The sequence below is a fragment of the Arthrobacter sp. 10T413_2 genome (assembly GCF_056394205.1).
On the sequence record NZ_JBFTHK010000076.1, the window covers coordinates 1 to 20245 of the forward strand.

The window sequence follows — 20245 nt, forward strand, 5'->3', positions numbered from 1 at the left end:
GGGCGATGCCGAGGCCCGTGAAGCCGGCCGAGCGCTCGTCGATCCGGACTAGCAGCTCCACCCGGCCGGCGCTTTCGGCCTCGGCCAGGGCATAGGCCATGGGCGCCGAGCGGGAACCCGGGGACACCACCACCTGGCGCACCCCGGCGTCGAGCAGGGTGCTGACGGCGATGCGCGCCGCCTCCACCGCGGACAGGCCGGACGCCGAGGACACGCCAGCGGAGGTCACATGTTCTCCGGCGTCTCGATGCCCAGCAGGTCCAGCCCGGCGGACAGGCGGCGCAGCACCAGGGCGCACAGGGCCAGCCGCGACTCCCGGACGGACTCCTCGGCCTTGAGCACCGGGCACTGGTCGTAGAAGGAGGTGAACAGCTGGGCGAGCTCGAAGAGGTAGCCGCAGAGCCGGTGCGGCTCCAGTGCGTCCCGGACCTTGTTCAGCGTCGTGTCGAACTCCAGCAGGTGCAGGGCCAGCGCGCGTTCCGCGGGTTCGACGACGGCGATCGCCGTGGCGGGACCGCCGGCCGGGGCGCCTCCTGCGGAAGTGCCGTCGGCGACAGTGCCGCCCGCGCCGCCGTCGGTGAACTGCTCCAGAACCCCGGCCTTGCGCAGGATGGACCGGATCCGTGCGGCCGCGTACTGCACGTAGGGTCCGGTGTTGCCGCTGAGGGCGAGCATGCGGTCGAAGTCGAAGACGTACTCGGTGTCGTGGCCGGTGGAGAGGTCGGCGTACTTGACGGCGCCGATGCCCACCTGGCGGGCGGTCACGGCGCGTTCCTCGTCGCTGAGCTCGGGCCGKCTGGCGTCGATGACGGCGCGGGCGCGGTCCACGGCCTCCTCGAGCAGGGCCATGAGTTTCACCGGGGCSCCGGAGCGGGACTTGAGGATCTTGCCGTCCTCGCCGAGCACGTTGCCGATCTGCACGTGGACGGCCTCGACCGTGTCCGGAAGCCAGCCGGCGTCCMGGGCGGTGGCCATGACCATCCGCAGGTGGACGTTCTGCGGGGCACCCACGACGTAGAGGACGCGGTCTGCCTCCAGCTCACGGACCCGGTAGCGGATYGTGGCGAGGTCCGTGGTGCCGTAGCCGTAGCCGCCGTCGGACTTGCGGATGATCAGCGGCAGCGGCTGCCCGTCGCGGCCCGAAAAGCCGGCKGGGAAGGTGCACAGGGCGCCGTCGCTGATCCGGGCGAGGCCGCGGTCCTCAAGCTCCTGGCACAGTTGTGCCAGATGCTCGTCGTAGGAGCTTTCCCCGGCGATGTGGTCATCGGTGAGGCTGATGCCGAGCATGGAGTAGATGGCGTTGAAGTAGCGTTTGGACTGGGCAACGAGCCGCTGCCAGACCGCGAAGGTCTCCTCGTCGCCGCCCTGCAGGGCAACCACGCGGAGCCGGGCCCGGGTGGCGAAGCCGTCCGCGTCGGCGGCGGAGGAATCGAACTTGGCCCGGGCAGCCTGGTAGAACGCGCWGGGGTCATCCACCAGCAGCGCCGCTTCCGGGGAGTCCTCGCCGATCTCCAGCCAGTGTTCGATCAGCATGCCGAAGGGGGTGCCCCAGTCGCCAATGTGATTCTGCCGGATCACGGTGTCGCCGAGGGCTTCGAGCACCTTGACCAGGCTGTCCCCCACGACGGTGGTGCGCAGGTGGCCGACGTGCATTTCCTTGGCGACGTTCGGGGAGGAATAGTCGACGACGACGCGCTGCGGTGTTGCGGCGGGCGTGACGGCGGTGGCCTTGGACGCGGCTTCGGCCGCCTCAGCGTTGAGTAGTTCCTCGATCCACGTGCCGTCAAAGCTCAGGTTGATGAAGCCGGGCCCGGAAATTTCGACGCCGGTGCAGATGCCGTCCAKGTTCAGGGCATCCACGATCTTTGCCGCGGCATTCCGCGGCGGCAGGCCGGCCTTCTTGGCCAGGGCCATGGCGGCGTTGATCTGGATGTCGGCGAACTGGGAGGGCCTGACCACCGGGTCCGTCTGCCGGAACTCTTCGCCGAACGCGGTGGCAATTGCAGCCTGGACTCTGGGGACAACCAATTCGGCCGGATTATTCACAGTCCCAAATTATCAGTAGGAGCCCTCCCCCGATGCTCGCCCGCCCTCAGGAGCAACGCACTCAGAAGCAACGCGGGGTCAGATATCGCCCATGCAGGGCGCCGACATGAGCGTGAAGTGACCCCGCGTTGCTGTGACCGGAACGTAGTTAGGCGTCGGTGCGGAACACCTGGACCACAGACGGGCGCGGTGCGCGCGCCTGGCCTGGCTTCGGCTTCGCGCCGGCAGCGACGTAGTCCGGGAAGTAGGAATGCTGGTCGGCGAAGGTACCTTCCTCCCCCGGGTGCTGGACGGCAACGAAGACCGTCCGTTCGTCGTCGTGGATCACCGGACCGCAGGTCTCGGCGTCGMGCGGGACGGCGAGGAACTGCTCCACCTTGCCGCGGTCGGCACCGTCCAGGGTCACCTTGAAGAGCCCGTCGGCGTAACCGATGCTGGACGGCGCACCGTCGGTGGAGATCCACAGGTTGCCCACGGAGTCGAAGGCCACGTTGTCCGGGCAGGAGATCGGCKAGACCTGGCTGGCCGGGAATCCTGCGAAGTAGGCGGCCGAGTTCTTGGCCGGATCCCCGCAGACCATGAGCAGGTTCCAGCCGAAGGTGGTGGACGTCTGGTCCCCGGTTTCGGTGATTTCGACGATGTGGCCGTCGCGGTTCAGGGTGCGGGGGTTAACCTCGGTGGCGCCCTCCTTGCCGGTCTTGCCGCGGTCCGTGTTGTTGGTGCAGACAACGTAGACCTTGCCGGTGTGCAGGCTGGGCTGGACGTCTTCGCAGCGGTCCATCTTCGTGGGGCCAACCTTGTCTGCGGCGAGACGGGTGTAGACCAGCACTTCCTCCACGGACATCCCCGCCACCTTTGACTGCCCGCCCACAACGAGCGGCAGCCATTCGCCGGAGCCGTCGAAGGCGCCGTCGGCGGGGAGTTTCCCCGAGCCGTCGAACTCTGCCGGCGCGGAGTTGCCGGTGAACTTGGCAACGTAGAGGTCCCCCTCCGAGAGCAGCGTCAGGTTGTTCCTGCGGTCCTCCGCCGCCGTTCCGGGGCGGTAGGTTCCGGCCGAGACGAACTTGTAGAGGTAGTCGAAGCGTTCGTCGTCGCCCATGTAGGCCACCACGTGACCGGACTTGGCGACGATCACGTTGGCGCCCTCGTGTTTGAAGCGGCCCATCGCGGAGTGCTTGCGGGGCGTGGACGCGGGATCGAACGGGTCAACTTCCACAATCCAGCCGAAGCGGTTGGCCTCGTTCTCGTAGCCGGGGTTGCGGGTGTCGAAGCGCGGGTCATCCAGTTCCCACTGGCGCGCGGTGGGCTTGCTGGTCAGTCCGTAACGCTTGTCCGAGTCGGACGTTCCGGGCGCGGCGAAGTAGCCGTTGAAGTTTTMCTCGCCGGAGAGGATGGTGCCCCACGGCGTGGTTCCGCCGGAGCAGTTGCCCAGGGTGCCCTTGATGGCCCGGCCGGAGGGATCGGCTGTGGTCTTCAGGAGGGCGGATCCGGCAGCCGGGCCGTCGAGTTCGTACGTGGTGTCGGTCAGGAAGCGGCGGTTCAGTCCGGCGCCCTTGACGTAGCTCCAGGGCTTGTTCTTGTTCTTCCGCTCCAGCTCCACGACGGTGAGCCMGTGGGCGGCCCGGCCGATCGCGCGGGTCTCGGCGGCGTCGAACCCGGCCGGCAGCATGATGTTTTCGTTGGTGTATTCGTGGTTCGTGAAGAGCACTGCCCGGCGGTCCCTGGAGCCTTCGATCGGCAGGATGTCCGTGTAGTCGTTGTTGTAGCCGAACTGGCGGGCCTGTGCGGCCGCGCTCTGCTGGTCGACGTCGAACGCCGGAGAGTCGTTGAACAGCGGGTCCCCCCAGCGGATGACCGGCTGCCACGTGAAGCCGGCGGGGACGGTGAGCTTGTCCACGGCGGCGTCCACCGGCGCGATGGCCGTGAACTGCAGCTTGGATACACCGAAGCCGTCTTTGGCGGCGGCCGCGAGGCCCGGGCCGCCGTCGGCCACTGCCGTGCCGGCGGACGTCACCGTGTTGCCGAAGACGACGGCGAGCGCGCCGGCGGCGCCKAACCCCAGGGCGGCGCGGCGGGACATCGTGGCGGAGGCGATGTCCCGGAAGTAGCTGTTGCTGCTGGTGTTGCAGACCTCGCCTGAACAGGCGTTGTCGCATTTCAGCGCGCACGTGACGGKGCTGCGTTTGCCCTTCGTGTGGCCAAGCATGGGGAGCAGGGAAAAGGTGCGTCCGGAGGATGCGGGCATGGAGAGACCTTCCAAGGGGTGCGTGCGATGCGGTCGCGCCCACCCTTCCAGCCACGGGCTACGCGAAGCCGTCCCCCGGGTGAAGAACCGGTGAACGACGCTGTGCTTACCGGCCCCGTGGCCCTACCCGACGCTGGGCCCTACCGGACGGGCGGGGCGGCCAGCACCGCGTGCACGCGCCGCAGCCGTTCCAGCCACCAGTCCCGGCGTTCCGGAGAGGCGGCATGAGCGGCCAGGAGCTCCGGCGCCGGGCGGACGTCGCGGAGGGTGATCGCGCCGTCGTCGGCAACGAGGGAGTCGTGCGTGACGTCTGCGGCGAGCAGKGACACCGTCCCCAGGCCGCAGGCATAGGGCAGCTCCGGCAAGGCGGCGGCGAGGGCTAGCCCGGCCCGGATTCCCACGGACGTGTCAAGCGCGGAACTCACGACGGCGGGGAGCCCCGCCTGCGCCACAATCTCAAGGGCGCGCCGCACTCCCCCGAGCGGTGCGACTTTCACCACGATCAGGTCCGCGGCGCCGGCGCGTGCCACCTTGAGGGGGTCGTCCTCCTTGCGCACGCTTTCGTMCGCGGCGATCAGGACGGGGACGCCGGCGGTCCGGAGCCGGCGGCGGACTTCGGCGAGGCCCGCGATATCAGGCACGGGCTGTTCGGCGTATTCGAGTCCGACGGCGGCGAGCCGCATCAGTGCGCTGACGGCTTCGGGCACGTCCCAGCCGCCGTTCGCGTCCACCCGGATCGCGGCATCCGGCAACGCCTCCCGGACGGCCGCCACCCGGGCGGCGTCGTCGTCGAGACTCTGGCCGCGCTCGGCAACTTTGACCTTGACCGCGTCCACCCGGCCAAAGCGGGCCAGGACTTCGGGCACCCGGTGTGCCGGCACGGCAGGCACTGTGGCGTTGACCGGGATGCTGTCCCGCAGCGGCGTAGGGAACCCTGACCAGCCGGCCTMGATCGCGGCCGCAAGCCAGCGGGATGCCTCGGCATCCTCATACTCCGGGAAGGGACAGAATTCGCCCCAGCCCAGGGGGCCGCGGAGCAGGAGGGCCTCGCGCTGCAGGATGCCCCGGAACTTCACACGCATCGGCAGGCTCACTACATGGGCATCGGCAAGGAGCTCATCAAGGCCGGGCAGGGATGCGGCAGAATGTGGCGGGGTGCCCGGGGCAAGGGGGTCCAGGGATTGTGGGTCCAAAGGCTGTGGGTCCGAGGGAAGGGCGGGCATGATGCCACTGTACTGGGACACTCTGTACTGGGATGCTCTGGGCCGGAACGTTCCGGGCTGGGACGCCGTGGACCTGTAAGCCGGCGCGGACGTTGTCTCGGGAAGCGGGCTCTTGATTGGGTCGGGGCCCTTGATTGGCTMGGGGCCCTTGATTGGGCCGGGGCCCTTGATTGGGCCGGCGTCGACTGGGGGTGAGTTCCTGGACCAGGAAACTCGTCTTCGCCGGCCCCGCTCAAGGAGCGTACTGCCGGGGACAAGCCGCGCCGGCACTGTCGACTCTACGAACGCCGTTCCGGCGTGGCACGAGTAGTGTGTACTCGTTTTTTGTCCGGGGATTACCCTCGCGCCGCGCGCCCGGCCCATCAGGTGGCGTGCAGGGTTCTGTGGGAGCCTTGATGGCATGACTTTTCGGCAGGAACCCACCCCACGGGACCCGTCTGCTCGAGTCTCTGGAACACCAATCCCTGAGACGCAGATCCCGGAGACGCAGGTMCTTCAGGCCCAGGCGCCCAGGACCTCCGCGCCAGCGGCCCAGGCGCCCAGGACCTCCGCGCCAGCGGCCCGGGCGCCAAGGACCCACGCAACGAAGACTCAGGCCCCCAAGACTCGGGCCGGCACGACTCCGGATCCGCAGGCGCAGTGGTCGCCCGGCAGGGGCACGGCCGCCCTGTTCGTTCTGGCCACTGTCGCCTGCATCGCCGGGCTGGCCKCCACGTATTTCTTCTTTGTCCGCACCACCACGGGCCAGTTCACTGACGAGTCCGCCCTTGTGGAAGCGGTGGCACTCAGCGGGACCGCGGGCAAAGCCGCCACCAAGTTGCTGGACTGGCTGCCAGCGGTCTGTGTCGTGATCGCATCGATCGTGGTCATCTTCGTCACCATTCTGAGGCGACGCTGGGMTGCAGCCGGGATCGCGATTGCGGCCTGCGTGGGCGCCAACCTGGCCAYGCAGATCCTCAAGGACCTGCTCCCAGTCCGGCCGTACCGCGGCGTCGAGACACTGGAGCTGAACTCGCTGCCCTCCGGCCACACCACCATGGCGGCCTCAGCCGCCGCCGCCGTCTTCCTCATGGTCTCGCCGCGCTGGCGGMCTCTTGCCGGCTATCTGGGCGGCAGCTTCGCCGTCGCCACCGGCGTGTCCACCCTGATCAACCAGTGGCACCGCCCGGCCGACGTCGTCGCGGCGTTCCTCGTGGTGGGGGCGTTCATGCTCCCGGCCGGCTGGCTGATCATCCGCACCGGCCCGCGCTGGAACATCTGGGACGGTTACGGGGAGCACTGGGCCTCAGCCAGGATATGGGTGGCGCTCCCCGTACTCACCGGACTTGCCGCGGCCGGGGTGGCAGCCTACGCCTTGCTGAGCATCGGTCCAGGCGGACAGGAGATCAGCACCACCAGCTACTTCTGGGCAGGGACGTCCCTGATTGTCATCGCGGGCTACCTCGCCACCGTGGCGGCCGTGTGGTTGTTCGGCGTTGCCGCACGACGGCGGGACGCGTAGCCGAGAGGGTGCATAGGCCGCCCCGCTAACCCGGTGACGCCGTCCGGGGGCGCTTTGACACGGACACTCCGGGGAAACTCGGCGTCACTACCGAAAAGCCMTTCAAAGTGCCCCCGCACKGAACGCACCCCCGGCTGAGTCACGCCCAAGGGCCGGCCGGCCGGAAACCTGCAGCCAGCGGGAGCACGTCAGTAGTTCCGCCGGTGTTTGAGCCGGGGAATGGTGACGGCGAAGACCGCCGCAGCAGCGAAGCCCAGCACACCGGTGGCGGCAACCCCGGCTCCGAGCGAGACTGCGGCCGTCACGCCGGAGAGCAGCACGGGTCCGCCGGTAGAGCCGGCGTCGGCCATGAAGCGCCAGATGCCGAGGAACTGGCCGCGGCCGGCGTCCGGCGAGAAATCGGCCCCAAGCGTCATGTTCAGGCCGGAGCTGATGCCGTTGCCGAAGCCGATCAGGAGCGCCGCCAGCATCAGGGAGACGAAGCCGGTGCTGAGCGGGATCAGCACCATGGCGGTCCCCATGATGAGGGTGGACGGCACGGCCACCCATTGCCGGCCCTTGCGGTCCATGAGCCGTCCCGCCGGGTAAAACACCAGCATGTCAATGGCCCCGGAGATCCCGTAAATGAGKGAGGCCTGGGTGGGGTCCAGGCMCAGGTGGTCGGCCCATAGCGGGATGACCGCCTGGCGGGAGGCCCGGATCGCGCTGAGCAAAAGGACCCCGCCTCCGACGGTCAGGAAGACGCCGGCATGGGACACGGCGATGCTGCGCAGGGTGGGCTGTTGCCGGGGAACGCCGTCGTCGGGCGCCGGGGCTGCCTCGAGGTCGGGGATGGTGACGGAGACGGCCGCCGCGGCGGCCATGGCCACGACGCCGACCCAGTAGGCGCCGGTGATGCCGGCAAACTGCATGACGGCGGCGCCGATGAACGGGCCGATGAAGATCCCGATCCTGTTGACGCCGCCGAGCGTGGACAGGGCMCGGGCCCGGAGCATGACCGGCACGGCCTCGGTCAGGTACTTCTGCCGTGCCAGGCTGAAGACGCTGGCGGCCATGCCGACCACCACCATCGCMGCCGCCAGCACCCAGAGTCCGCCGGGAAACAGCGGAGCGACTGCGGCGGCGGCGAGGGCCGCCGCGCTGGCGGCCGCGGCCCCCACGATCGCCCAGCGTTCGCCGAACTTAAGGGTGATCAGGGACGCCGGCAGGTTGAAGAACCAGGATCCGAGCCCGATCAGCGTGACAATCAGCGCCGCACCGGCCACGGAGGCGCCCAGATCGCGGGCGGACAGGGCGACAACCGGCAGGATCGCGCCCTCGCCGAGGCTGAACATGAGAGCCGGTCCGAAGGCGGGGACGGCAATACTGCGGAGACTGAAGGGGGCGAGTTGTGTGGTGGTCATCCCCTTCATCCTAGGCACCCGCCGCGCCCGTCTCCGGTTTAGGCGTCGAAGTGGGTGCGGACTTCCTCGCTGGTGAGGTTGCGGAGCACGTCCGCGGCGACTTCTCTCAGCTTCTGGTTCCGGTTGCTGGACACCCGGGTGAGAATGGCCATGGCCTCCTCCTGGGAGCAGCGGTTCTGGGCCATGATCACGCCGCACGCGAGGTTGATGGACGTCCGGTGTTCGAGCGCGGCCTGCAGGTCCTCGGCCCGGGACTGGAAGGTCCCAAGCCGCACGGCCAGCCGGAGGGCGCGGCCGGCGAGATCGGCGAATCCGGCCGCTTCGGCGATGATGTCTTCGGTGAAGAGCCCGGTGTCCGGCGCGAAGAAGTTCAGGGCCGCGGCGGCGTCATCGCCGATTTCCAGCGGGACACCCAGCGTGCTGCGGCAGCCGTGGGCCGCGAGCTGGCGCTGGTAGTCGGGCCAGCGGGGATCGGTGTCGACATCCGCGAGCAGGACCAGGGCCTTGGTCCGCAGCGCCTCGATGCACGGGCCGTCACCGAGGCTCTGCTCGATGCGGTCCAAGGTGACCGCCCGCGGGCTGCTGCCTGCGACCGTCATGGTCCGCTTCCGGCGCTGCAGCGTGACGCCGCAGTCAATCTCAGCGTCGGCGGTGCGGCTCAACGCAGCGGCCGAGAACGCGGCGAGCCGGCCCAGGAAGTCCTCGACATTTTCGGTTCCCAGAAGAAGGTCCTGAAGGTGCAGGGCGGCGTCTTCCCCGATTGAGTTGTTGGCCATGCCTAAATGTACCGCGGCAGCCCGGACGGCCGGACCTAGACGTATCCGTCCACGATAGCCGCGGCAATCTCCCGGTAGGCGCGCCGCGTTTCGGGGCGGAGCACGTCCAGGGTGACGAGGTMGCCGTCGGCCACGCCGCGGTCGTGCGGGACCGCGATCAGCTGCCGGCAGATGCSGGACAGGTGTTCCTCGATCGCGTCCTTGTCCACCCGGGTGGACACCTCGTCCTTGTCCGTGATGACAACGACGGCGTTGCGTGCCAGGTCTTCGTAGCCGTGGCTGGCCAGCCAGTGGAGGGTGCTGCGGGCACGCTTGGCGCCGCTGACGGCGTACCCGGCCGCGATGATCAGGTTGTCCGCAGACTGCAGGATGCCGCTCATGGCATTGTGCGTGACGCCGGTGCCGCAGTCGATCAGCGCCACCGAGTAGTAGGCGGAGATGAGCTTGCGGATCCGCAGGTATTCCTCGGCTGTCAGGGAATCCGACACCTCGGGGTCCTGTTCACCGGCGATGAGGTGGAGCCGGCCGGCATGGTGCATGTAGCGGGCCAGCGCGGTGAGGGAATCGACGGAATCGATATTCTTGAGCAGGTCCGTGATGGTGCGCGGGCTCTGCTGCTGGTAGATCCCCTCGCCGAGGGCGCGCTCCACGAGGTCGCCGGAATCGGGGTTGGCGTCGATCGCACACGGTGGATCKCCGCGGAACTCGGCCAGGGTCAGTCCGACGCCTACCGTCGTGGAGGTCTTGCCGATGCCGCCCTTGAGGCTCAGGACAGCCGTGTTGTAGCTGCCCTGGAGCTGGCGGGAGATGCGCCGGGCGAGCTCGTCCTCTTCACGCTGCCGGGCGCTCGGCCCCAGATTCAGCCCGCCACCGGTCAGCTTGTAAAGGGCGCCGCGGAACCCGCCGATGGGCCGGGGCTTCTGCTCCCGGACAAAAAGGCCCGGGGAACTGATGAAGTCAGGCACGGGGGCGTCTGCCAGGGCGGCGGCCCGGCTGGCCGAACGCGTGGCTCGGGCCGGCTGGGCAGGCACGGCAGGAGCAGCCTCGGGGGCAGGCGGCTTCAGGACGGGATCCTTGGACGGTTTTGCAGGCTGCGGGCGCGCGGGCGCGTCGGCTGCAGCGGCAGCCTCCGCCCAGGAACTGCTCGGCGCCGTGGGACGCTGTTCGGCCTGGTTACTGGCGATGATGGGCATGGTTCCTGTCCAGGCGTCGGAGTCGTCACCGCGGMGGCGGTCTCTCCGGCGCGGGAGTTGGGCCTGCTCTGCAGCTGCGTCAGCTTCAGCGCGGCCGGTGGCGGTCTTGTTTTCGACCGGTTCTGGCATGTTCGTTCCCCCCAGGGATCACAGCGCAGACCGCTGCAGTGCTCGATTGACATCGTTCAAGGAACAAGTCTAGGKGCAGTGGTGAGCACCCTTACCATCGGATGCCGCAACCGGCCCTAGCGGTGGGCGCGCGTGTCCTGCAGGCGCTTGATGAACCAGCGCGACTGCTCAGGACCGTACGGCAGGATCGGGATCGCCTTGGTCGCGTCATCCGGTGTTTCCCGCGTGGCCTGGATTGCCTGCCGTACYGCGGTGGTCATGGTGTTGGCCATGGTCTTGACGAACTGGTCGCTGCACGGCTCGCCGTGACCCGGAACCAGGAACTCGTAGCGGTGCCGCAGCGCGGACAGGTGCCGGAGGGCATCGGCCCAATCTTCCGGGAACGAATCCTCGAAGGAGKGGTGGGATCCCTGTTCCACGAGGTCGCCGGCGAAGACGGTGCTCGCCGTGCCGACCAGGAGGTCGCCGTCGGTGTGTCCGCGGCCCAGGTAGAACAAGGTGGCGACCTGTCCGCCAAGGTCCACGAGAACGGGCTGGTCCTTGACGATCGCATTCGGGACCACGAGCTCGACGTCGGTGCCCTCCCCCGCCGCCATTTCCGGCTCAGCCAAGGTCACGAACCGGCGCTGCTCGTCGCCGTTCTCCTCGATCTCCGCGGCGCAGTTCTCGTGCGCCCAGAATTCCGTGACGCCGTCGGCGGCGAAAACGGCGTTCCCGAAGAAGTGGTCGTAGTGGGCGTGGGTGTTGACGACGACGAGCGGCAACCCGGTCTTTTCCCGCACGGCGGCCAGGATCTCGCGGCCCTGCCGGGGCCCGCCGCCGGTGTCGATCACCATGGCGCGCTCAGTGCCGACCACCAGCCCCGTGTTGAGCCAAGAACCTTGTGTTGTCAGTACGTAGTTGTCCGGACCGACTTCGAGCCATCGTGACATTAAATCTCCGTAATTCAGACGCTATTCCGGCGTTGTTGGTGCGCTGTCCAGGCCTCAATTCTACCTGTGAAGGCTGGCAAATCCCGGAGGGCATGCCCGTCCCGCGCCGCATTGGGCGGGTGGGCCCGGATGCCCTCCCGCCCCAACGCCCGGCGTCTCCGGGCAATGCTCACATGTCCGCGAGAGCCGATCCCGGGTTCTCGATCGCGTCGGCGACGTAGCGCAGGAAGCCCCCTGCCGTGCCGCCGTCGCACACGCGGTGGTCGAAAGTGAGCGTCAGTTCKGTGACCTTGCGGACCGCGAGTTCCCCGTTGACCACCCAGGGCTTGTCGATGATCCGCCCGACGCCGAGGATCCCCACCTCCGGGTGGTTGATGATCGCGGCGGAGCCGTCCACGCCGAACACGCCGTAGTTGTTCAGCGTGAATGTGCCGCTGCCCAGTTCCGCCGGGGTCGCCTTGCCGTCGCGGACGACGGCGGTGAGGCGGCGGATCTCGGCGTCCAGCTGGCGGGCGCTGAGCTTCTCCGCGTTGCGCACGGACGGCACCATCAGTCCGCGGTCGGTCTGCGCCGCGAAACCGAGGTTGACGCCGTCGAACTCGACGATTTCCTGGCTGGCGCCGCCGGTGGTGTCCTCGGTGGTGACGATCCTGGTGTTGAGCGCGGGGTACTTCTTCAGCCCGGCGACGACGAACCTGGCGATGAATGCCAGCAGGCCCGGAGTGTTCTCCGGATCGGACTTCTTCAGCGCGGCACGCAGTTCCACGAGCGCCGTGGCGTCCACGTCCACCCACACCGTGGCTTCCGGAATTTCGGAGCGGCTGCGGGTCATGTTCGCCGCCACGGCCTTCCGCACGCCGCGGACGGCGGTGCGCCCGGCGATGCCCAGCCCGGTTCGCGCATCCGTATCCGCAGTGGCGGTGGCTGAGGCCGCCGAAAACGCCTGGACCGGCGCCTCGGCAGGCTCAACCACCGGGCGCTCAACGGCCGGGGCTGGCTTGATGACCGCCTCGACATCCCGGCGCATGATGAGCCCGCTGGCACCCGACCCCTGGAGTCCCCCCAAGTCGACCCCATGATCGCGCGCCATCCGGCGGACCAGCGGAGAAATAACGGCCCCCAGCTTCCCGGGAACCCGGGTGCGCAGGAGCAACAGGTCATCGGCAGCCGTCTCGGCCTCCGACACTAGGGGCGCCCCCGGAGCAGTCCCAACAGTCCTCTTAGGAGCCCGGGTCCGCCKGGCAACCCCATGCCCGCCGGGAGTCCCGTACCCAATCAGGACATTCCCCGACCCGGCTTTCTCCTCCTCGCGGTATGCCTCAGCGGCAGCTGCTGACCCAGCCGACGCAGGCAATGCCGCCCCGGGAGTGGCTTCGGGCCTGTCKGAGCCGGACGGCATGCTGCTTGCAGCAATGCCGTCCGGCGAAGGGGCGGGGGCGGCATTGCCTGTGGCGGCGCTACCAGCGGGCGCCGGCGAAGGGGCGKGGGCGGCATCATCCGCGGCGGCCACACCGGAAGCCAAGGAAGCACCAACCGGCATAACCGAGATCAGCGGCTTCCCGACGTCGAGGGTCTGGCCGGGCTCGCCGTGCAGCACGGCGACGGTGCCGGCGTACGGGGACGGCACCTCCACCATGGACTTGGCGGTCTCGACCTCGGCAATGGGCTGGTCCACGCGGATTTCGTCGCCCACGGCCACGAGCCAGTTGACGAGTTCGGCTTCGGTGAGGCCTTCGCCGAGGTCCGGGAGGAGGAATACTTTCGGTTCGCTCATGGTCAGTCTTCCCACTGGAGGTCGTCAAYGGCGTCGAGGATGCGGTCCACGCCGGGCAGGTAGTAGTGCTCGAGCTTCGGCGCGGGGTAGGGCACGTCGAAGCCCGTGACGCGGCGGATCGGCGCGGCGAGGTGGTGGAAGCAGCGTTCCTGGACCCGGGCCACGATTTCCGAGGCCACGGACGCGAAGCCATGGGCCTCGGCGATGACCACGGCGCGGCCGGTCTTACGGACCGAGGCGCAGACGGTCTCGTCGTCGAACGGCACGATCGAGCGGACGTCAATCACCTCGAGGGAGCGGCCTTCCTCGGCGGCGGCTGCCGCGGCGGCGAGTGCCGTCGGGACGGAGGGTCCGTAGGCGATCAAGGTGGCATCGGTGCCCGGGCGGGCGACGGCGGCGCGGCCCTCGGAGGAGGTGCCGCGTTCGGTGTTCGCGGCGTGCTCGGCGCGCAGCGCGTCCAGGTCCACCTGGTCCTTGGACCAGTACAGCTTCTTGGGCTCCATGAACATGACCGGATCATCGGAGTCAATGGCTTCGCGGAGCATCCGGTAGCCGTCCGCKACCGTGGCCGGGGTGAACACCTTCAGGCCCGCGGTGTGCGCGTAGTAGGCCTCGGAGGAGTCGCAGTGGTGCTCCACTCCCCCGATGCCGCCCGCGTACGGAACCCGGATGACGATGGGCAGCTTCACGGCGMCCTTGGTGCGGTTGTGCATCTTGGCGACGTGGCTGACGATCTGTTCGAAGGCCGGGTAGKCGAAGGCGTCGAACTGCATCTCGATGACCGGGCGCATGCCGTTCATGGCCATGCCCACGGCCATGCCAACGATGCCGGATTCGGCCAGCGGGGTGTCGAAGCAGCGGCTCTGCCCGAAGGTCTTGGTGAGGCCGTCGGTGATGCGGAAGACGCCGCCGAGCATCCCCACGTCTTCGCCGAACACCAGGACCGAGGGGTCCGCGTGCATGGCGTMGGCCATGGCGGTGTTCAGCGCCTTGGCCAGGGTGATGGTCTGCGGACCGGTCTGCTCTGCTGCAGCGGCGGCCTTGGCGGCCGCGCGGGCCGTGGCGGCGCTGACGTTGCCGTTCGCCTCGGAGGACGTGGTGACGGTGGGGCTCATTTTCCTGCCCCCTTCGAGGTGGATGCGGTTGCGGTGGATGCGGCGTCGCGGGAGAGCTCATCGGCGAGCATCGCCGACTGCTCCTTCAGTTGCGGCGTGGGGGTGGAGAAGACGTATTTGAAGAGGTCCAGCGGCTCCACCGGGACCTCTTCGCTGAGGCCTTCGCGCAGMGCGGTGGCGACCGCTTCGGCCTTGTCGGCGATTCGGGCGGCACCGTCGTCGTCGAGGATGCCGCGGTCCGTCAGGTAAGTCTTCATCCGGCTCAGCGGGTCCTTGGCCACCCATTCGGCGACTTCACTGTCCTGCCGGTAGCGGGTGGCGTCATCGGCGTTGGTGTGCGCCTGCATCCGGTAGGTGTGGGCCTCGACGAGCAGCGGGCCCGAGCCTTCCCGGGCGAGCTTGACCGCCCGGCCCAGGACCGCGAGCAGTGCGACGACGTCGTTGCCGTCCACGCGTTCGCCGGCCATGCCGTAGCCGACGGCTTTGTGCGCGAGAGACGGCGCGACGGACTGGTGCGCGAGCGGCACGGAGATGGCGTACTGGTTGTTCTGGACGAAGAAGACCACGGGCAGGTGGAAGACGGCGGCGAAGTTCAGGGCCTCATGGAAGTCGCCTTCACTCGTGGCGCCATCGCCGCACATGGCCAGGACCACGGTGTCCTCGCCGCGCAGCTTGGCCGCGTGCGCCACGCCGACGCCGTGCAGCAGCTGGGTGGTCAGCGGTGTGCACTGGATGCCGACCTTGTGCCGGGAGGGGTCGTAGCCGCCGTGCCAGTCGCCGCGGAAGAGCGTCATGGTCTGGACGGGGTCAACGCCGCGGGCCATCACGGCCACGGAGTCGCGGTAAGTGGGGAACATCCAGTCGCCCTCGGACAGGCACAGCGCCGCAGCGACCTGGCACGCCTCCTGGCCGTGGCTTGAGGGGTACACGGCCATCCGGCCCTGCCGGACCAGGGCGGAGTTCTGGTCATTGACGCGCCGGCCGACGACGAGCTGTTCGTAGGCGGCGAGCAGTTCGGCGTCGCCGGGCAGGCTGTATTCGTGCCCCGGCTGGGTGCCCTGCTCGGTGTGGGGGTTCAGTGTCCCGTCCGGGCCGACCATCTGGATCTGGTGGCGGGCCGGGAGCATGTAGTCCTCAACCGTGATGCCGAACTTGCGCACAGCCTCGCTGGCAGCATCTTGCTGCGCGGGCTGCTGCGCAGTCTGGTCTGCGGAGATCGTCATTGGTCCGTCCTTCTGTAGCCACTAATCTTTCCCAGTATGCTGCCAGCCGATGTTTCGTATCCACCTCCGCCGCAAATCGTGGAGAAGTCTATAAATTTGCCCTAATCTGGAAGACAAATCGTAAGTGTGAGCTGGATTACCGGCGGGGGTTGTAGACGAATGGCAGAGCTCGAGCCGGACCAGGTGGCGGTGCCGCTGGACGATGTGGACCGGAACATCATTGCGGAGCTGACCCGGGACGGCCGGATGTCCGTGACGCAGGTGGCGGAGAACGTCCATATATCCCGCGCCCACGCCTACACCCKGATTGCCCGGCTCACCGGCGAAGGCGTGTTGACCAAGTTCACGGCCCTGGTGGATCCGATCAAGGCGGGCCTGAAGTCGTCCGCCTACGTCACGCTCAAGGTGCGCCAGCATTCCTGGCGCGAGCTGCGCGAACTCCTGCGCGCCATCCCCGAGGTGCACCACATTGCGCTGGTGGGCGGGGACTTCGACGTGATCCTGCTGGTGCGCGCGGTGGACAACATCGACCTGCGCCGGGTGATCTTCGACCAGCTGCAGTCCATGCCGGGGGTCTTGGACACCCAGACGTTCCTGGTGTTTGAAGACCTGGATACGCGCTAGCTGACGAACTCTTTCATCCAGGCCCGGAGCTCTTCACCKAACTCCACMCTGTCGGAGGCGATCGAGATGACCGCCTTGAGGTAGCTMAGTTTGTCTCCGGTGTCGTACCGGCGCCCCCTGAACACCACGCMGTAAACGCCGCCGCCCTCGCAGTCGGACACGGCGAGGGTCTGGAGCGCATCGGTGAGCTGGATTTCGCCGCCGCGGCCCGGAGAGGTTTCCTCGAGGACGTCGAATATCTCCGGATGCAGGACGTACCGGCCGATCACGGCCAGATTGGACGGGGCATCGGCGACGTCTGGCTTCTCCACGAGGCGGTTGACGCGGACATGGTCCTCGCCCGGTATCGCCGAGATGTCAGCACAGCCATAGGCGCTGATTTCGGCCGGGTCCACCTCGATCAGGGCGACGACGGAACCTCCGGTCCTGGCCTGAACCCCGATCATGGCGGTCAGCAGCTCGTCCCGCTCGTCGATCAGGTCGTCGCCGAGCAGCACGGCGAACGGTTCATCGCCCACGTGCTGGCGGGCGCACAGGACTGCGTGGCCGAGCCCTTTGGGGTCGCCCTGGCGCACGTAGTGCAGCGGGCCCAGGCGGGAGGCGTGGCGGACGGCCTCCAGCCGGTCAAAGTCGCCCTTGAGTTCGAGGGCGTGTTCGAGCGAGGGCTCGCGGTCGAAGTGGTCCTCCAGCGCGCGCTTTTGGCGCCCGGTAACCATGAGCAGATCGGTCAGTCCGGCCCGGACGGCTTCTTCCACAACGTATTGGATCGCCGGCTGGTCGACCACCGGAAGCATTTCCTTGGGCATTGCCTTCGTGGCAGGCAGGAAGCGCGTTCCCAATCCCGCGGCGGGTATGACAGCTTTAGTTACAGATTTCCCCAGAGTCATAACCGAACATTACAAGCGGGTTCCGGAAATGAGAATGCTTCGAAGCAAAGACAAGTAGTGGACATTCCCGGTCCCGGGTCCCGCGCCGGGGCGCCTGTCAGCCCTTGAAAACCGGGGCGCGCTTCTCCTGAAAGGCGCGGAAACCCTCTACATAGTCCTCGCTCTTGCACAGCCGCGCCTGCTCGGCGTTCTCCTCTTCCATGGCCTCCCACAGCCCAAGGCGCTGGTCCCTGATGTGCGCCACGAGCTCCTTGCTGGCGTTGAATGCCCCGGTTGCGCCGGTGGCCACGGAGGCCACGATGGCGCGGGTGTTATCCAGCAGTTCCCCGGCGGGCATCGCCCGGCTGAACAGTCCCTGTGCCACGGCGTCGGCACCGCTCATGAGCTCGGCGGTGTAGATCAGGTCCAGGGTCCGGTGCATGCCGAGGCGCTCGGTGAAGTACCAGTGCCCGCCGGAATCCAGTGTCGCGCCGAGCTTTGCGAACGGTGAACCGAATTTGGCGTTCTCCGCCACGTAGACCACGTCCGTGGCCAGCAGCAGGCCGAGTCCGACGCCGAGGCAGGCTCCCTGGGCTGCGGCGAACGTGGGCGCGGGGAAGGCGCTCATCTTCTTGAGCAGCGGCTGGACGAGGCCGCCCAGGTAGGCCTGGGCGTCGTMGCTCTCGGGAGTCACACCGGCAATGTCGCGGCCGGCGCAGAAGGCGCGGCCCTCGCCGCGGAGCAGCAGTGCCCTGACGTCGCCGCGGGCGGCGGCTTCAGCGGCGTCGTCGTATACCCGGGACAAGTCCGCCAATGCCTGTTCGTCGAGGGAGTTCAGCTTGTACGGGGCGTCGAGCACTACTTCGGCGACGCCGTCGGCGATGGACAGGGAAATCATGGGGCTCCTTGGATTGGGAAAGGCCTAGACGTCGAAGTCGACCGTGACTTCCGGGGTGGTGGGGTGGGACTGGCAGGTCAGGACGTAGCCCTTGTCGAGCTCGTCCTGCTCCAGTGCGTAGTTCTCGTCCATGGTGACCTTGCCGGTCACCACCTTGGCGCGGCAGGTGCCGCAGACGCCGCCGGCGCAGGCKAACGGCACATCGGGGCGGACCCGGAGGGCTGCGTTGAGGATCGATTCCCGGGCGTGGGTGGGGMTTGCGACTTCGCCCTGCAGGCCGTCCAGCTTGAACGTGATCTTGTAGGTGTCCTGCGACTCGTCGGCGATGACGGGCCGGCCGATGTTGCCTTCGGGGCGGTCCGGCTTGCCGGAGGTGAACAGTTCGAACCGGACATGTTCCGGGGCGACGCCGCGGGCGGCCAGGGTGTCCCGGCAGAGCTGGACGAGTTCGAACGGGCCGCAGAGGAACCACTCGTCGACGTCGTCGGCGTGGATGGCGGTGCCCAGCAGCGCCTGGAGCTTCTCGGCGTCGATCCTGCCGCTGAGCAGCGGCGCGATCCGCTGTTCACGCGAGAGCACGTGGTGCAGCGCCAGCCGGGCCGGGTACTTGTCCTTCAGGTCCGCGAGTTCCTCAAGGAACATCACGTCCATGGCGGCTTTGTTGGCGTAGATGAGGTCGAAGCGGGTCTCCGGGTGGGCTGCCAGCAAGGTGCGGGCGATGGCGATCACGGGAGTGATGCCGGAGCCGGCGGCGATGGCCACGAACGAGCCCGGCTCCCCCGCCAGCTCTTCCGGGTGGTTCATGGAATTCATKACGTTCTGGTCCACCGATTTGCCGTCCCGGCCGTGCTTGGACACGAACGCGCCCATGGGGCTCATCACGTCCAGCACGTCGCCGGCCTTGAGCTCGGCGTTTGCCCACGTGGAGAACAGCCCTCCGAGGTCCTTCTTGATGGCGACCCGGATTTCGCTGCTGCCGTCCGCGAAGCTCCGCGGTTCGGCGCAGATCGAGTAACTGCGCCGGATTTCCTTCGGTTCGCCGGACTCATCCGGCAGGGTGGTGCGCAGGGCGACGTACTGGCCGGGGAGGTAATCGAACTGGCCGGCGAGCTCGGCCGGGACCCCGAACGTCACCTCGATGGCGTCGTCGGTGAGCCTGCGGACCTCATCGACCGTCAGCGGGTGGAAGGACGCGCGACGGCGGCCGGTGGCTGCAGCCGATTCAGCGGCGGTCTGGCGGACAACAGTCATGGGAGCACCTGTTCCTTACAAAACTTTGAAGTAGTCGAACGGTTCCTTGCAGTCCTGGCAGACGTACAGCGCCTTGCAGGAGGTGGAACCGAAGCGGGTGAGTTCCTTCGTGTTCAGCGATGAACACTGCGGACATTTGACGGCAAGGGACAGCCGGACCGGCCCGGCGTGCCGCACGGCGTTGGAGTGGCCGGAGGGCGGGGCAATGCCGTACTGCTCCAGCTTGGCCTTCCCGGCCTCGCTCATCCAGTCGGTGGTCCAGGCCGGGGAGAGGACCATTTCAACGTTGACGCTCGGGTAGCCTCCGCGCCGGAACGCCTCCTGGAGGTCGTMGMGGATGGCGTCCATGGCGGGGCAGCCCGAGTAGGTCGGCGTGATGGTGACCTGGACGGCTGGAACCATCCCGCCGTCGTCGTACACCTGAACGTTGCGCAGGATCCCCAGGTCCTCGATGGTGAGGACCGGGATTTCCGGGTCGCAGACCGTGGCGGCGAGATCCCAGGCCTTCCGCTCGGMAGACTTCTGCTCCGCAAGGCCGGCGTCGGCGGCCGTGGGGTGGCTGACGTACATTTCCATGGTGGTTACCAGCTGGCTCCGGGGTACTCGCGGGCGAGCACCTGCATTTCGGCGAGGAGGTAGCCCAGGTGTTCGGAGTGCAGGCCGCGGCGGCCTCCGCCGGGGGCGGGCTGCACCTTGGGAACCTCCAGTTCAGCCTCGGCGAGGACCTCGCCGGTGAGGCGGTCGAAGTCAGCGCGCAGGCTGGACGGCTCGACGGCAGCACCGGCTTCGCTGAGGCGGGCGGTGAGCTCGTCGTCGCGGAACAGCTCGTCCACGTAGGGCCAGATGACCTTGAAGCCCTGGATCATCTTCTCGCGGGATTCGTCTGTGCCCTGCGCCAGGCGGAGCACCCACTGGGCGCTGTGGTCGCGGTGGTAATCCACTTCCTTGACGGCCTTGGCGGCGATGCCGGCCAGGGTGGCGTCGGTGGACTGCGTCAGCCGGCGGTAAAGCTCGAACTGGTAGTAGCTGACGACGAACTGGCGGGC

At 68.2% G+C, this 20245-nt stretch carries 17 protein-coding genes and 1 pseudogene; 2 read left to right on the forward strand and 16 right to left on the reverse strand.

What is annotated here, in order from left to right:
• From AC1DBQ_RS13185 to AC1DBQ_RS13200, 4 genes and pseudogenes are all read right to left on the reverse strand, one after another.
• Nucleotides 1-229: pseudogene (locus AC1DBQ_RS13185) on the reverse strand (2-succinyl-5-enolpyruvyl-6-hydroxy-3-cyclohexene-1-carboxylic-acid synthase); the annotation flags it as partial.
• The gene (gene argS, locus AC1DBQ_RS13190; RefSeq protein ID WP_476928928.1) at nucleotides 226-2028 is read right to left on the reverse strand and encodes an arginine--tRNA ligase; all 1803 of its coding nucleotides are present in this window, start codon (nucleotides 2026-2028) and stop codon (nucleotides 226-228) included. The pseudogene AC1DBQ_RS13185 and the gene argS, both read right to left, overlap by 4 nt.
• Nucleotides 2029-2194: 166 nt before the next feature.
• On the reverse strand, nucleotides 2195-4291 hold the full coding sequence (locus AC1DBQ_RS13195) for a PhoX family protein (RefSeq protein WP_476928929.1): 2097 nt from the start codon (nucleotides 4289-4291) through the stop codon (nucleotides 2195-2197).
• A 140-nt stretch (nucleotides 4292-4431) separates the two neighbouring features.
• Nucleotides 4432-5373 carry an o-succinylbenzoate synthase gene (locus AC1DBQ_RS13200; RefSeq protein ID WP_476928943.1) on the reverse strand — a complete coding sequence of 314 codons (942 nt, stop codon included), beginning with the start codon at nucleotides 5371-5373 and terminating at the stop codon, nucleotides 4432-4434.
• A 541-nt stretch (nucleotides 5374-5914) separates the two neighbouring features.
• Between AC1DBQ_RS13200 and AC1DBQ_RS13205 the strand changes: the two genes are divergently transcribed.
• Nucleotides 5915-7015 carry a phosphatase PAP2 family protein gene (locus tag AC1DBQ_RS13205; RefSeq protein ID WP_476928930.1) on the forward strand — a complete coding sequence of 367 codons (1101 nt, stop codon included), beginning with the start codon at nucleotides 5915-5917 and terminating at the stop codon, nucleotides 7013-7015.
• A gap of 188 nt (nucleotides 7016-7203) precedes the next feature.
• On the opposite strand, the gene AC1DBQ_RS13210 is transcribed toward AC1DBQ_RS13205, so the two are convergent.
• The 7 genes from AC1DBQ_RS13210 to AC1DBQ_RS13240 all read right to left on the reverse strand — a co-directional run bounded on the left by AC1DBQ_RS13210 (nucleotide 7204) and on the right by AC1DBQ_RS13240 (nucleotide 15560).
• On the reverse strand, nucleotides 7204-8418 hold the full coding sequence (locus AC1DBQ_RS13210; protein ID WP_476928931.1) for an MFS transporter: 1215 nt from the start codon (nucleotides 8416-8418) through the stop codon (nucleotides 7204-7206).
• A gap of 38 nt (nucleotides 8419-8456) precedes the next feature.
• Complete coding sequence (locus tag AC1DBQ_RS13215) at nucleotides 8457-9194, reverse strand: GAF and ANTAR domain-containing protein (protein ID WP_476928932.1); 738 nt, start codon at nucleotides 9192-9194, stop codon at nucleotides 8457-8459.
• A 35-nt stretch (nucleotides 9195-9229) separates the two neighbouring features.
• Nucleotides 9230-10516 carry a MinD/ParA family ATP-binding protein gene (locus AC1DBQ_RS13220; protein WP_476928933.1) on the reverse strand — a complete coding sequence of 429 codons (1287 nt, stop codon included), beginning with the start codon at nucleotides 10514-10516 and terminating at the stop codon, nucleotides 9230-9232.
• Nucleotides 10517-10632: 116 nt separating this feature from the next.
• Nucleotides 10633-11448: an MBL fold metallo-hydrolase gene (locus tag AC1DBQ_RS13225; RefSeq protein ID WP_476928934.1), complete on the reverse strand. Its 816-nt coding sequence runs from the start codon at nucleotides 11446-11448 to the stop codon at nucleotides 10633-10635.
• A gap of 169 nt (nucleotides 11449-11617) precedes the next feature.
• Entirely contained in the window at nucleotides 11618-13222 is a 1605-nt protein-coding gene (locus tag AC1DBQ_RS13230; RefSeq protein WP_476928935.1) for a dihydrolipoamide acetyltransferase family protein, read from the reverse strand.
• Nucleotides 13223-13224: 2 nt separating this feature from the next.
• Nucleotides 13225-14337, reverse strand: coding sequence for an alpha-ketoacid dehydrogenase subunit beta (locus tag AC1DBQ_RS13235; protein ID WP_476928936.1), 1113 nt, complete (start codon nucleotides 14335-14337; stop codon nucleotides 13225-13227).
• Nucleotides 14334-15560 carry a thiamine pyrophosphate-dependent dehydrogenase E1 component subunit alpha gene (locus tag AC1DBQ_RS13240; RefSeq protein ID WP_476928937.1) on the reverse strand — a complete coding sequence of 409 codons (1227 nt, stop codon included), beginning with the start codon at nucleotides 15558-15560 and terminating at the stop codon, nucleotides 14334-14336. Before AC1DBQ_RS13240 ends, AC1DBQ_RS13235 begins: the two co-directional genes overlap by 4 nt.
• A gap of 159 nt (nucleotides 15561-15719) precedes the next feature.
• Here AC1DBQ_RS13240 and AC1DBQ_RS13245 point away from each other — a divergent pair, with 159 nt between their 5' ends.
• Nucleotides 15720-16184, forward strand: coding sequence for an Lrp/AsnC family transcriptional regulator (locus tag AC1DBQ_RS13245; RefSeq protein WP_476928938.1), 465 nt, complete (start codon nucleotides 15720-15722; stop codon nucleotides 16182-16184).
• On the opposite strand, the gene galU is transcribed toward AC1DBQ_RS13245, so the two are convergent.
• The 5 genes from galU to paaC all read right to left on the reverse strand — a co-directional run.
• A complete protein-coding gene (gene galU / locus AC1DBQ_RS13250; RefSeq protein ID WP_476928939.1) occupies nucleotides 16181-17071 on the reverse strand; it encodes a UTP--glucose-1-phosphate uridylyltransferase GalU in 891 nt (296 codons plus the stop codon). The genes AC1DBQ_RS13245 and galU overlap by 4 nt on opposite strands.
• A 97-nt stretch (nucleotides 17072-17168) precedes the next feature.
• Nucleotides 17169-17948, reverse strand: coding sequence for an enoyl-CoA hydratase/isomerase family protein (locus AC1DBQ_RS13255; protein WP_476928940.1), 780 nt, complete (start codon nucleotides 17946-17948; stop codon nucleotides 17169-17171).
• 24 nt (nucleotides 17949-17972) lie between these two features.
• On the reverse strand, nucleotides 17973-19199 hold the full coding sequence (gene paaE / locus AC1DBQ_RS13260) for a 1,2-phenylacetyl-CoA epoxidase subunit PaaE (protein WP_476928941.1): 1227 nt from the start codon (nucleotides 19197-19199) through the stop codon (nucleotides 17973-17975).
• A 15-nt stretch (nucleotides 19200-19214) separates the two neighbouring features.
• Nucleotides 19215-19769, reverse strand: a complete 555-nt coding sequence (gene paaD / locus AC1DBQ_RS13265) for a 1,2-phenylacetyl-CoA epoxidase subunit PaaD (protein ID WP_476928944.1) — start codon at nucleotides 19767-19769, stop codon at nucleotides 19215-19217.
• 11 nt (nucleotides 19770-19780) lie between these two features.
• The coding region (paaC, locus tag AC1DBQ_RS13270; protein WP_476928942.1) for a 1,2-phenylacetyl-CoA epoxidase subunit PaaC at nucleotides 19781-20245 on the reverse strand (465 nt) is incomplete at its 5' end.